Here is a 13,523-nt window from a genome sequence, read left to right as displayed (position 1 = left end):
CAGCTTCGATGGAAAGAGGAAGACATGAAGCTGATTATCGTAAGTGGTCGTTCAGGCTCCGGAAAAAGTACGGCGCTCCATGTTCTGGAGGACATGGGCTATTACTGCATCGATAACCTGCCTATCGGTCTCCTCTCGCCTCTCACCCAAGAGGTGCTGGACCAGGGGAAAACCCAGAATCAGCAACTCGCCGTCAGCATAGACGCCCGCAATCTTTATAGAGACCTGTCGGATTTCCCGTCAATTTACGCCACTCTGCAGGCGCATAATATCGATGTGGAAATCATCTATCTTGACGCCAATGACGCCACCTTAATCAAACGTTTTCATGCAACGCGTCGCAAGCACCCGCTCAGCAGTAAAAGCACATCACTGAAAGAAGCCATCGCCAAAGAGAAACAGCTGCTGGAGCCGATCGCCACCCTGGCGAACCTCTATATAGACACCAGCGATCTCTCCATTTACCAGTTACGGGATCAGGTTAAGATCAGGGTTATCGGGCATAAAACCCAGGAATTGGCCCTACTCTTCCAGTCTTTCGGCTTCAAGCATGGCGTACCATCGGATTCCGACATGGTATTTGACGTGCGCTGTCTTCCCAATCCTTACTGGGACACCGCGCTGCGCGGCTACAAAGGCACTGATCAGGAAATCATCGAATTCCTAAAGCAGCATCCGGAACCGGAACAGATGCTGCAGCACATTATCAGTTTTCTTGAGACCTGGATTCCGCACTTCCAGAACAGCAACCGCACCTATATGACGATCAGCATCGGCTGCACTGGCGGGCAACACCGCTCCGTCTATATCTGCGAGTGCCTGGGAGAGCATTTCAAGAAAAAATATGATAATGTCCAAGTGCGCCACAAAGAGCTGGCGCAATAAGGTTTTAACAATAAGAAGCCACTGTCGCTTAACAATTAAACCGGCCTGAATCCAACATTCAGGAAACTTCAATCTTTTATACTCATCGCGCCCCATGATCCAGGAACAAGTCACTATTATTAATAAGCTTGGCCTGCACGCCCGAGCGGCGGCCAAATTCGTGTCCACCAGCGGCCGATTCGCCAGTAAGATCAGAGTAGCCAAAGAAGGCCAGGAAGTTGACGGAAAAAGTATAATGGCGGTCATGATGCTCGCCGCCAGCAAAGGAACGCTTCTTACACTGAAAATAGAAGGTCCGGATGAAGAGGAAGCTTTTCACGCCATCAAAGCTCTGATCGAGGACTATTTCGGAGAGGGTGAGTAGCCCTACCGCTTTCGGGGCGCTTCGCCCCATCCCTTCCAGGCATGCCAAACAATACAAACCGCTTGAATAAAGTAAGACAATTCCCTGATTTTCCTTAGACTAATTTTCGTCTTAACTTACACTTTATAGTGGGCTCGCTTATACTGGCGCCACAACGGCGCAGAGCCCGTCTCTGTATTTAATCCGGCAAATTCCTCGCTGCCCGTTGCGGGCCGCCCTAAACGCGGATGTATGTCTATGCCTCAAGCGACCGAAAAAAGCACTGCCAAGGTCCGTATGCGCTCCATTGCGGAAGCGCTGGAAAGCGGTTCTTTGCAGCAGGTCGCGCGCATTCTGAACGGCGGCCTCTCTCCCAGTGACATCGCTCACTTGCTGGAGTCGTCTCCGCCCAATGAGCGGAAGTTACTCTGGCAGTTAGTCGATGACGAACTGGATGGCGAAGTCCTTCAGTACCTGAGCGATGAAATCCGTTCCGACTTCCTGAGTGAGATGAATGCTCAGGATGTTATCGAGATCGCCGAAGACTTCGAAGTCGACGACCTCGCCGACTTGTTACAGCAGTTGCCGGAAGCCGTCATCCAGGAAGTCCTGGAGACCATGGACGCTCAGGATCGCCAACGCCTGGAAGAAGTCCTGGCCTACCCAGAGGACTCCGCCGGCGGCCTGATGAACACGGACATGATCACCGTGCGTCCGGACATTACTGTTGATGTTGTGCTTCGCTATCTGCGCAGCCACAAAAGCCTGCCTAACATGACCGACAGCTTGCTGGTTGTGAACCGAAAAGATGATTTTATCGGCGTACTCCCCGTCACCACTCTGCTGGTGTCCAGCCTCAGTTCCACCGTACGCGAAATCATGCGCACGGACGTAGAGCCAATTCCTGCGACAGTTCCCGATAAAGAAGTCGCCACGCTGTTCGAACGCCACGACTTGGTGTCAGCCCCTGTCGTCAATGACAAAGGCAAACTCGTAGGCCGTATCACTATCGATGACGTGGTTGACGTTATCCGCGAAAACGCCGACCACGAAATCTTGAGCATGGCGGGTCTGGACGAAGAAGAAGATATGTTCGCCCCCATCATGAAGACGGCTAAAAGTCGCGCTGTCTGGCTGGGGATAAACCTGATCACCGCGTTTCTCGCTTCTGCGGTCATTGGTATTTTTGAAGCAACCATTGCAAAAGTAGTCGCCCTGGCCGTGTTGATGCCCATTGTCGCAAGCATGGGCGGCATTGCAGGCAGTCAGGCGCTCACACTGGTAATTAGAGGGATGGCTACGGGCAAGGTCAGCTCAAGCAACATTCGCTGGCTGATGAACCGTGAGTTTCTGGTGGGAGCCTTCAACGGCTTACTCTGGGCTTTCGTGGTGGCGACCGCCGCTATGGTCTGGTTCAACGACGTCACCATTGGCGTTCTGATCGCCTCAGCGATGCTAATCAATCTGACCGTAGCAGCCATCGCCGGCACCGCTTTACCTCTGATACTAAAAACCCTGAAAATAGACCCCGCTCTGGCCGGAGGCGTTATCCTGACAACTGTTACGGATGTGGTGGGGTTCATGTCATTTCTGGGACTCGCCACAATCGCCTACGCCTGACTAGGCGCAAGGCGAATGCCTGTCTATTCTTATCTTACTTGAGCGCTGTGTTACCATTTTAGTTTCCGAGAGTTGATTCGAGCATTTCAATGAACCATTCACATCACGACGACGATTTCGAAGACGATTATTACGACGAAGAGGATCTGCCTCCCAGTAAATCCAGCCGCAAACGGGCGATGGAAGCGCTGCAGCAACTAGGGAAGAGATTGACGGAACTTAAAGCAGACCAACTCAGCCAGCTTTCACTGACTGACCGCCTGCTGGATGCGATCCACACCTATAACAAAATCGGCAGCCATGAAGCCAAACGCCGCCAGCTGCAATTTATCGGCAAGTTGATGCGGGATGTGGACGAGGAGGAGCTTCGCTCATTTCTCGACAAGTTCGACCAGGGCTCCGTACAACAGGCTGCAGAGCATCATCGCCTGGAGCGCTGGCGGGAGTCCCTGATTTCAGAAGGGGATCAAGCGGTGACTGAATTTATGAATCAGTATCCGAACACCGAGGCGCAACACCTGCGTCAGCTGATCCGCGCAGCGCAAAAAGACATTACGGAAAACAAGAATCGCGGCGCCGCCAAAAAGCTGTATCGCTACTTGAAAGAAGTGGTCGACGACGCCTGATTGCAGAGCGCTACTTGAGTCTGCGATGTGCGAGTACGGGCATTCTGGCCCGTACCTCCTGCAGCTCGGCCTTATTCAGTGTGGAGAGAATAACTCCCTCTCCTTCTTCCAGCCCCGCCATAACTTTGCCCCAGGGATCGATAACCATGGAATGCCCGTAGGTGCGTCGGGACTCCGAATGAATTCCCCCCTGATTCGCGGCGGCTATAAACACCTGATTTTCTATCGCCCGGGCCCTCAATAGGGTTTCCCAATGCGCCTCGCCCGTCACATAGGTAAATGCGGAAGGAACCGTCACTAACTCCGCCCCCTGTTCCGCCATCGCCCGGTATAGTTCGGGAAAGCGCAAATCATAGCAAATCGACAGGCCAACCCTGATCCACGGCGTATCAATCACCACCACCTTTTCGCCCGGCTCAAATATGGCGGACTCACGATACGCGCCATAAGCGTCTTTCACATCCACATCAAACAGGTGGATCTTATCGTAACGGGCTACCGTGGCCCCGCTATCGTCGAACACCCAGCAGGCGGAGCGCACGCGCCCATCAATGGGAGCGCCGTCAGGGCGTTGCGCGCAAGGCAATGAGCCGGCAATAATCCAAACCCCGAAACGCTTCGCCAGTCCAGCGATAAATCCTCGTATAGGGCCCTCTGACTCCGCCTCCGCAGCGCCGATATCCAACGAACGCTTGCTTTCGAACAATGCAAAGTTCTCCGGCAGCAACACCAGCTGCGCGCCGCCGCCTGCCGCTTCCGCCACCCAGTGTTCCACTCGGGCCAGGTTCTGCTCTATATCACTGGTGCTGACCAACTGCACTATCGCCAGTGTGAACTCGCTCATCAATCCGCTCTCCTTCTCTGCGAAGCCGAACCGCCGCTGGTGTTATCAAAAATCTGCTGCAGGCTGACTTCAGGGTTTTCCAATGTTCCTTTGATTTTATATGTGGCGCTGGTCATCCGGCTGAGCGGATCGCCCAGTAGCTTGTCGATCAGAAACAATGCGCCTCCCACCTGGGGAGCCCCCACCAAAACCGCCGCCAGCGGCAGGTTTTTCGTTACTGGCAGCACGACCACCATTTGCATATCCAGAGTGTCATCAACCAGGCTGGTCTTGCCGGTAATCTTAAATCCACTGGAAAGAGTCTGGATCGCAAGCGGGCTTTCGAAGTTCATCACGCCCTCCTCAATGCGCGCTTCCCCTTCAATCTGGTCATAGGCCAAGCCTTTACGATATAAATCGGAAAAGTCCAAACGCAAACGCCGGGTAATTGAGTCCGTATTCAAGATGCCGAACACCCGGAAAATATTGGCCGAGTTGGACGCTTCACGGAATACGCCATTACTCATTTTGAAACTGATTTGCCCCGTCACGTCCTTCCACTGAAACTCAGTAGGGCCGCCTTGCCAGACTATGCCTGTATTGAAGCTGTAATCTTCAGCGGTCAATGGGGCTTCTTCCGCCAGATTCTCATAAAAGCGATCGAAGTTAGCGCCTTTCAGATCCCCAGTGAGAATCGAAGTCTGGTGGCCGGTTTGCGGGTCCATCAGCCAACTTAGTCTTGCCGTCACCGTTGCGCCGGCGAGACGCCCAAACATATTGCTGAAAACCACGCCATCTTCCCTCGGCTGTGTCACCCAGGCCCAGCTTCCAAGCTGTTTCCCCCCCAGGCGTAGGTCTTCGATATCCACCTGCGCCAGAGGCACATCCGCAGGCGTCATGCGCTTTTCCACCGCCGTGGCGGCGCTATCAGAGATATACAAACGCCGAAACTTCACAAAGGGCGGCTTGCTGGCATCATCGTGGATAGACAACGTCCCCGTCAGCCTCTCACCGTCATCCAGCGAAATATCGAGCCCACCAGAACGCCGCTGCAGCCGCACATCCACCTGACTGAACCACTCGCCAGCGACCTCCAGCTTCCCAACCTGCATCGACACGCGATTCAGCCAATCCGGCGCACTTGCTGGCGTATCTCCCATATCAGCGCCGAAGAACTCTTGCAGATAAGTACGCCACTCTGACACCGATAACCGCGATAGTTGTCCCGACACATTGACGCCACGCGCCGGCAGCTCCAGCCCTTCGGGAGCGCCATCCCCCGTGACGAACGCCAGCGCGCCCCGGCTGACCGTCTCTTCACTGACTTCAAAACGCGCTTTCAGCAGATCTTTCACTGAGACAGACCAGTTTTCACGACTCCCCTCCGTTTCCCAGTCGCGCACGACTGACAGAGGAAAGCTATCCTGTATCGTCTTGCCGAAAGGGGCCGGAGCCCGTATGTCAGCGCCCAGCAGCTCGCTGTCCAGACGCAGCCTGAAGCGGCTTTTATCAGTGTGATCGAGATCCAAAGCAAGGCGATAGGGTAGCTGGCCAGACAGCGGAACCTTCCGCTCGATCTTGAGCCAATCCAGCAGCGTAGATGTCTCAATTTTACTCGCCAGCTTTAACGCCAGCGTCTTGCGTTGTTCCGACCAGTTTGATGTCGTCACGTCCAGATTCGCAGGCTGTCCGAATATCGCCCCTTGCATGCCTGTCGCCCGAATGCCATCAACGGTGCTGAAGGAAAGGTTACCCCGTAAATCCGTCAACGCCAGGTCATTGCGCTCAGACTGCAAATTCAATCCGGCCGTTTTCAACTTGAGATCGATACGAGGCGCTCCCACCCCGACCGTGTCTAACGTCAAATCCAGCACGCCAGAACTGGCTCCGCTGACAGACCAATCTTCCACAACCGGCGCAGTCACATTAGCGATGGGCGACTTCTTCAACCAATAATCCCAGTCGCTTTTCTGCGGCCGAATATTCGCGCTGATATGGAGCAGCGAGTCAGGCCCATCTCCGCCGTCGCGCTTCACCTTCACCGAGCGAACCCGTGTGCCGGCGATCGTCCCCTCGCCGACAATTGCGCTCAACTCGCCTCCGATAATCGCAAGACGCGCATCAAAATTTTCCAGCTCAGGCCAGCCGTCTGCGTAATGCAAACGCCCGTCTTTCAAATTGAAAAACATCTGCGAGCGATGATTGGTAGCGGTCGCCAAAGGGCCCACCACACCAGAATAGAAATAGCCGCCGGTCGTCACCTGACCGCCTTTTACCGCCTGCCTCAACCAGCGATTAAGCTCCTGCGGAATGATATGTCCCGGCACCAGCAGAGAAGCTACCCGAGCGTCTGCATTCTCAACGCCGATCGCCAGCTCCAGGTTAAGCTCACGGGTTTTGTCATGAGGCAACAGTATGCTGAAAGCGCCGCCTAGTTCCGCTCGCAGTCCATTAATCTCTTTCAGCCGCAGACCGTTTCCGAAAACATAGACATAATCGTCGTTCCCTCGCCATTCAACACGCCCCTCGCCAGTAGTGAATGTCCACCCTGCGTGATACAGCTCTGGAAAGCTCAGCTGCATCTCTGCTCCCTTGAAGATGACCTTGCCGCCATGATTACGCACCTGCAGAAAGCCATCGATACCCGCGCCGCCAGGCGCCCCTCCATGAGCCGCCACCCTGACCTGGTCAAGTTGCGCGAGCACCTCAAACTGCCCGTTCCCATCAAGGTTAAAACCTATGTTGCGCAGCGCGCCCTCCGGCTGGTAACTGGCAAGGCGCCTCGACGCATTTTCAGGCAAAACGCCAGCGGCGACGCACAAACGTCCCCAAAGGCCCAGATTCAAATTATCCATGGCCATCCGGACCGCACCCTCCGCGCCAACATCCACCAAAGCGCGCGCACCGCGCCAGCTGTCACCCGCCCAATCCAGCCCAAGATCATAGGCGGTGACCTTCCAGCCGCCTTGTTCCGTCAGCGCGGCGTTGAATCGCACCCTGATATTCTGCAGAGGAGCCAGGGTGGTTTGCTCATCCGCCCAGGCTAATCGGGGGATATCCAGATCCCCAGTCATATCGATGAGGCGATTGTCTTCCAGCGTCAGCCAAAGAGCCCCTGACGCTTCGATATCCGTAGCCTGTACGCCATGTTCGGAAATCAGATTTAACAGGGGATCCAACGCCTCCCCCCTACGCCAGCTCAGGTAAGCTTCGCCATTCAGCTTCCCCGAGTTAAGCAAGTCATGCGCATAACCGGAAAACAGCCCCAGATCCGCATGATCCTGCGCCCGTAAAATTCGGCCCGAGGCAGCCACGTCATTTTCCTCGACTTGAATTGTCAGCACCGGAATCAACCAACCCGCCACCTGGCTGTCGCGGTAACGCCAGTGCAAACGGATTTCTCGAAACTCCAGCACCGGCGAAGCCATATAATCCGCCAGTCGCCGCCAATCCAAGGCCCCGCCACTATTTGCTTTCTGCTCCAGCCCCGGGAGTCGCCAGCCACCGCTCAGGCTTTGTTCCAGGTTAACGGAGACATCCCCGATCTCTACTCGACTCAAAGCCAGTTTCATCGAGAACAGTGATTTGACCATGTCAGGCTGCACAACGAGGGAATCCAGCGTCATTGCGCTGTCGACTTTATTGGGGTCGGTTAGAGTCACGTTTTTGAGGGTAATGACAGGGTCGAAGCCGTCCCAGCTTCCTTCCAGCGCCTCCATTCTGACTGTTGCACCCAGGGAAGCGGACAGGCGTAATTCAAGATCGTCCTTGAACACAGACACGGCGTCGAAGAAGTTACGCCCGATAGAAAGGTAAGTGGCGACCAGGACCAGCAATGCGATAGCCACATACCATATCCATTGCGTGATCTTGATTAACACGGATTTTATGGTCATGACTGAATCGGGCCGCCGGCAGTATACGTCTATGCTTAATGAGTCGGCGCCAGCGACAAAAACTCAGATTCGCCGCCGGCCGGTAATATCTACGGAAAGTGTGCGCTGCAATCTATTGCAGAACAACATCAAACTGCTCCTGGGTATACATCACCTCCACCTGAAAACGGATACGCTTGCCGATGAAAGTTTCCAGATCAGCGACGCTGTCGGACTGTTCATCCAGCAACAGGTCCACCACAGCTTGCGCCGCTAACACCAGATAACCCTGCGCGTCATAGGTGCGGTTAATACGCAAAATCTCACGAAAGATTTCATAGCATACGGTTTGCGCTGTTTTGACCGTACCGCGGCCGTCACAGGCGGGACAGGGCTCACACAGCATCTGCCCCAGACTTTCGGTGGTGCGCTTGCGAGTCATTTCCACCAACCCCAGCTCGCTCACGCAGCTGATTTTGGTCTTTGCGTGATCACGCTCCAGCATTTTTTCCAACATACGCAACACCTGGCGCTTATGCTCCTCGTCCTCCATATCAATGAAGTCGATGATGATAATGCCGCCCAGGTTTCGTAACCGCAGCTGTCGCGCAATGGCGCGCGCCGCTTCCAAGTTGGTTTTAAAGATGGTTTCTTCAAGATTACGATGACCGACAAACGCCCCCGTATTGACGTCGATGGTCGTCATCGCCTCAGTCTGGTCGATAATCAGGTAGCCGCCAGACTTCAATTGAACCTTGCGACTCAGCGCTTTCTGCAGTTCATCTTCAACGCTGTACAAATCAAAAATCGGCCGCTCGCCGGGATAGTACTCCAGCTTATTGCGAATCTCAGAGACAAACTCATCCACAAATTTCAGCGCCTTATGGAAGCTTTCCCTGGAATCGATGCGTATTTTTTCAGTATAGGGGCGAACAAGATCGCGCAGAGTACGGATGTAGAGCGGCAAGTCTTCATATATCGGCCCGGGAGCTGGCGAAGTTTTGATCTTCTCCCGCAAAGACAACCAAAGCTTTTGCAGGAACAGGATATCGGATTTCAACTCTTCCGAACCGACGCCCTCAGCGGCCGTGCGGATGATAAAGCCGGCGCCATCAGCGGAACTAGCATCTTCCGTGGTCACGCAAAGTTGGATGAGCTCCTTGAGGCGGTCACGCTCAGCGTCGTCTTCTATGCGCTGGGATATTCCGATGTGGTTGTTATCGGGCATATAAACCAGATAACGAGATGGTATTGATAACTGTGTGGTAAGACGCGCGCCCTTGGCTCCGATTGGATCTTTGGTGACTTGCACGACCAGAGACTGACCTTCCCGCAGCAGAGAGCTGATATCGGGATGCTTATTGCCGCCGTTGCGATCTTCTCCGGGGTTCACAGTGGTGACGTCCGAAGCATGAATGAAAGCCGCGCGCTCCAATCCGATATCAATAAACGCCGCTTCCATGCCAGGCAATACTCGGATGACTTTGCCTTTATAGATATTGCCGACAATGCCACGCCGCTGACTTCTTTCGATATAAACTTCCTGCAGCATGCCGTTCTCGACGACAGCGACGCGAGTTTCCACCGGAGTCACGTTGATTAAGATTTCTTCACTCATGCAGTTAGTCCGACCAGATCTTGATTCCGAATTCCTTTAACAGCACGACGGTCTCGCAAAGAGGCAACCCAACAATGGATGAATAGCTGCCTTCCACGCGCTCCACGAAACTCCCGGCCAACCCCTGAATGCCGTATGCGCCCGCTTTGTCGGCTGGCTCACCGGAATCCCAATAGCGCTGAATTTCCTGCTCGGACAACTCTCGAAATCGCACCCGACTCAAAGTCGTCGTCACCTTGCAACCTTCCTCCGCGACCAAGGCCACGGAGGTCAGCACCTCATGCCATGTCCCTGACAGCCTGCGCAGCATGGCCTGTGCGTCTTCAAAATCAACCGGTTTGCCGAGAATATCTCCTCCCGCCACAACCGTGGTATCAGCGCCCAACACCACTATATCCTGTTGATCTTTACGCGCTTCAAATACTGTTTTCGCCTTCTCTCTGGCGAGGCGCTCCACATAATCCGCCGCTGCTTCAGAAGGCAGAACGCTTTCATCAATATCCGCACTGGCGATAGAAAACTCACACCCCAGCCCGGCGATCATTTCACGCCGACGCGGAGATCCCGACGCCAGCACAAGCCGCCGCCAACCAGGGTTACCGTCAAACATTTTCCAGTTTTTCCATTAGTAGCGAAAACAGCGGCCACAGCAGCGCAGAACTCAGAGCGCCCAATAAATACGCCATATCCGTCGCGGGCTGGGCGAGCATGCCATTAATCCAGCGAAACAGCATCAGCACAATGCCGACGATGATGAACACAACAAAAGACTGTTGAATCAAGGGGAACATTTGCAGTCGTTGCAACATCTTCAGCACCAGATAAGCCTGTAGCGCCAACGCCAGGGCATGCACTCCCAGCGTGCTTCCCATCAAGACATCCCACAACAGCCCCACACACCATCCGACCAGAATGCCGCAGGCGCCAGGATGCTTCAACGTCCAGTAAAACATCACCATGCATATGGACTCAGGCCTAAAATAAGCAGCGTAACCACCCAGGGGAATCAGGCTGACGCAAAACGCCAGGAACAGGGTGAATACGAACAAGACTGGGCGAAACTCATCTCTGGGCATAGGGCCTACTGAGTTTCTTCAGGCGAAGGTTCGTCGGAAACCCTGTCTCCCACCTCCGACGATTTCTTCTTGAATACTAACAAAACGTGTCTGCTGCGGTTTAATTCGGATAACGGGTGCGCTTCGATTCGCGCAAAGGGTTCGCCCGGGTCATGCACCACCGCAGTCACTTTCGCAACGGGGTAGCCTGCCGGGAATTTTCCGCCCAAACCGGAACTCACCAACAAGTCGCCAGCCACAATATCAGCTGTATCGGGAACGTTTATCAGTTGTAGCCGATCCAATACGCCGGAGCCGACGAGAATGCCGCGCACGCCGTTGCGATTAACCTGAATCGGCACGGCATGATTGCTATCGGAAATCAGAAGAACACGGGAGGTCAACGGCGATACTTGCGTCACCTGCCCCATTAACCCCTGCGAATCGAGCATAGGCTGCCCAACATAAACGCCATCGTCAGAACCTTTGTTGACGACCACCTCATGCATGTAAGGATCAGGGTTGATGCCGATGATCTCAGACACCAGCACAGAATCATCCACCACAGACGAAGCATTCAGCAATTCACGCAGACGATTAACTTCCGCAGTCAAAGACGCAAGACGCTGCGACTTTGCCTCAAGTATCAAAAGCCTGTTGCGCAGCGCGTCATTTTCCTGCTGTAAATCGCGGCGCGATTTAACCGCATCTTCAGTCCAGTCGACCACGTCGGAAGGAGCGCTGACAACCCATTGCACGGGGGCGACGAGAGTCGCCAGCGTTTCGCGTAACGAAGATAAGAGATTGAGGTGATAATCCGCAAATCCGATGGCGATGGAGAGCACAGCCACCAATATCATTCGTGCGCCTAAAAATGGGCCTTCAACGAAGATATTTTTAATGTCGCAATCTCCCCAACAGTCCGGAAAGGAATTTATCTACAAACACAGAAAGCTACCATAAAACATGGCGAAAACAAGTGGTCAACTCCGTTAAAGAGTTGTTATTCCATAAAGAATAGACCACTGCCGCGTTTGTCGATAACTTCCAGCGCACGACCGCCGCCCCTTGCGACACAGGTAAGCGGATCGTCAGCAACGATCACCGGCAAGCCGGTTTCTTCTGTCAGCAAACTGTCCAGGCCACGCAATAATGCGCCGCCGCCAGTCAATACAATGCCTCTCTCAGCGATATCGGACGCCAGTTCAGGCGGCGACTGCTCCAAGGCGCTCTTAACCGCCTGAACGATGGTCGCCAGGGCTTCCTGCAGCGCTTCAAGGATTTCTTCGCTGTTCAAGGTAAAACTACGGGGAACCCCTTCTGCGAGGTTGCGGCCGCGCACGTCGATTTCACGCAGCTCCAGACCTTCGTATGCGCAGCCGATTTCCTGCTTGATCCGCTCTGCGGTGGCGTCGCCAATCAAACTACCGTAATTGCGACGCACATAAGCGGTAATCGCCTCGTCAAATTTGTCTCCGCCCACTCTTACCGAGTCGGCGTACACAATACCGTTCAGTGAGATAATAGCGATTTCAGTGGTTCCGCCACCGATATCCACCACCATGGAGCCGTTCGCCTCTTCAACAGGCAGGCCTGCGCCAATCGCCGCAGCCATAGGCTCTTCAATCAAAAATACTTCTCTGGCGCCCGCGCCAAGGGCGGACTCTCGAATTGCTTTACGCTCAACCTGGGTAGACCGACTGGGAATACAAACCAGTACGCGAGGACTGGGGGTAATGAAACTGTTTTCATGCACTTTGTGGATGAAGTGCTGGAGCATCTTTTCAGTAACGTGAAAATCGGCGATGACGCCGTCTTTCAATGGTCGGATCGCGGTAATGTTGCCCGGCGTCCGTCCCAGCATCCTCTTCGCTTCGGCGCCTACCGCCGCAACGCTTTTCTGTGCGCCCTGGTTACGAATTGCGACCACAGAGGGCTCATTGAGCACAATTCCTCTTCCACGAACATAAATCAGTGTATTGGCGGTCCCCAGATCGATCGAAAGATCGCTGGAAAACAAACCACGTAATCGTTTAAACATTGAACGTTTGAATCCGTATTCTTTTTAGGGTTAGGCATGCTGCGGCAACTTTAACAGTGGCGAAGGGTCAGGGCAAGAATCATTTAGCCCCGCCCGGGCCTAGCCGCAAGCCATTAAAAAATTGTCATCAGAAAGGCCTGTTTTAGGGCGTTTTACAGGGAAAAAATCGCCAATTCATTTACAGACTGTACGCAAACCCTCTTATAATAGCCCTCTTTAGTTTCTGGTGCGATCAGGAGCGCTGCAATGGCGTTCGCCAGCCCGGATTCAACATCGAATTATCGGATCAGGTCCGAATCAAGCCAACCGCAACGCCCAGCAGGAGAATAATGTGACTATCCAGTCGAAACAGTTGGAGACCATCGCCAAGCTAGCGAGATTGGAAACGCCCGGCGACCAAGTGGCGAAACTGACCCGCGATCTGGGACAGATTCTGGACTTTGTCGAACAGATGCAGAAAGTGGACACCAGCGCTGTAGAGCCTCTGTCCAATCCGCTGGAAATGACTCAGCGACTGCGTAAAGACGAAGTAACGGAAAGCAATCAGCGTGAAAAGTTTCAGGCCATCGCGCCAGCCACCGAAAATGGCTTGTATCTGGTTCCCAAAGTCATCGATTAAAACGACTGGAACGCCCGC

At 54.0% G+C, this 13,523-nt stretch carries 12 protein-coding genes; 5 read left to right on the top strand and 7 right to left on the bottom strand.

The window, feature by feature from the left end:
• Positions 1-24: 24 nt before the first annotated feature.
• From rapZ to yjgA, 4 genes are all read left to right on the top strand, one after another.
• Positions 25-885 (top strand): RNase adapter RapZ, encoded by an 861-nt coding sequence (rapZ, locus tag ONV78_RS10730; protein ID WP_127968982.1) that lies wholly within the window; start codon positions 25-27, stop codon positions 883-885.
• Positions 886-979: 94 nt separating this feature from the next.
• Positions 980-1,249 (top strand): HPr family phosphocarrier protein, encoded by a 270-nt coding sequence (locus ONV78_RS10725; protein WP_011399061.1) that lies wholly within the window; start codon positions 980-982, stop codon positions 1,247-1,249.
• A gap of 237 nt (positions 1,250-1,486) precedes the next feature.
• Positions 1,487-2,848, top strand: coding sequence for a magnesium transporter (mgtE, locus tag ONV78_RS10720; RefSeq protein WP_279503136.1), 1,362 nt, complete (start codon positions 1,487-1,489; stop codon positions 2,846-2,848).
• 89 nt (positions 2,849-2,937) lie between these two features.
• Positions 2,938-3,474 carry a ribosome biogenesis factor YjgA gene (yjgA, locus tag ONV78_RS10715; protein WP_216735060.1) on the top strand — a complete coding sequence of 179 codons (537 nt, stop codon included), beginning with the start codon at positions 2,938-2,940 and terminating at the stop codon, positions 3,472-3,474.
• A gap of 10 nt (positions 3,475-3,484) precedes the next feature.
• Here the strand turns inward: yjgA and ONV78_RS10710 are convergent, their stop codons facing one another.
• From ONV78_RS10710 to ONV78_RS10680, 7 genes are all read right to left on the bottom strand, one after another.
• Positions 3,485-4,318, bottom strand: a complete 834-nt coding sequence (locus ONV78_RS10710) for a carbon-nitrogen hydrolase family protein (RefSeq protein WP_279503135.1) — start codon at positions 4,316-4,318, stop codon at positions 3,485-3,487.
• A complete protein-coding gene (locus ONV78_RS10705; RefSeq protein WP_279503134.1) occupies positions 4,318-8,193 on the bottom strand; it encodes a YhdP family protein in 3,876 nt (1,291 codons plus the stop codon). Before ONV78_RS10705 ends, ONV78_RS10710 begins: the two co-directional genes overlap by 1 nt.
• Before the next feature lie 112 nt (positions 8,194-8,305).
• Positions 8,306-9,790: a ribonuclease G gene (rng, locus tag ONV78_RS10700; protein WP_216735063.1), complete on the bottom strand. Its 1,485-nt coding sequence runs from the start codon at positions 9,788-9,790 to the stop codon at positions 8,306-8,308.
• Positions 9,791-9,794: 4 nt separating this feature from the next.
• Positions 9,795-10,400, bottom strand: a complete 606-nt coding sequence (locus tag ONV78_RS10695) for a Maf family protein (RefSeq protein WP_279503133.1) — start codon at positions 10,398-10,400, stop codon at positions 9,795-9,797.
• A complete protein-coding gene (mreD, locus tag ONV78_RS10690; RefSeq protein WP_216735065.1) occupies positions 10,393-10,866 on the bottom strand; it encodes a rod shape-determining protein MreD in 474 nt (157 codons plus the stop codon). Before mreD ends, ONV78_RS10695 begins: the two co-directional genes overlap by 8 nt.
• A 5-nt stretch (positions 10,867-10,871) precedes the next feature.
• Entirely contained in the window at positions 10,872-11,738 is an 867-nt protein-coding gene (mreC, locus tag ONV78_RS10685) for a rod shape-determining protein MreC (protein WP_279503664.1), read from the bottom strand.
• A 110-nt stretch (positions 11,739-11,848) separates the two neighbouring features.
• Positions 11,849-12,886: a rod shape-determining protein gene (locus ONV78_RS10680; protein WP_011399070.1), complete on the bottom strand. Its 1,038-nt coding sequence runs from the start codon at positions 12,884-12,886 to the stop codon at positions 11,849-11,851.
• Positions 12,887-13,217: 331 nt separating this feature from the next.
• On the opposite strand from ONV78_RS10680, the gene gatC reads away from it, so the two are divergent.
• Entirely contained in the window at positions 13,218-13,505 is a 288-nt protein-coding gene (gene gatC, locus ONV78_RS10675; protein WP_216735067.1) for an Asp-tRNA(Asn)/Glu-tRNA(Gln) amidotransferase subunit GatC, read from the top strand.
• Positions 13,506-13,523: the final 18 nt, after the last annotated feature.

This window comes from Hahella sp. CR1, from assembly GCF_029813005.1.
Lineage (GTDB): Bacteria > Pseudomonadota > Gammaproteobacteria > Pseudomonadales > Oleiphilaceae > Hahella.
Note: the sequence above shows the minus strand (reverse complement) of the source record. Positions and strands in the feature narration are given on the sequence as shown.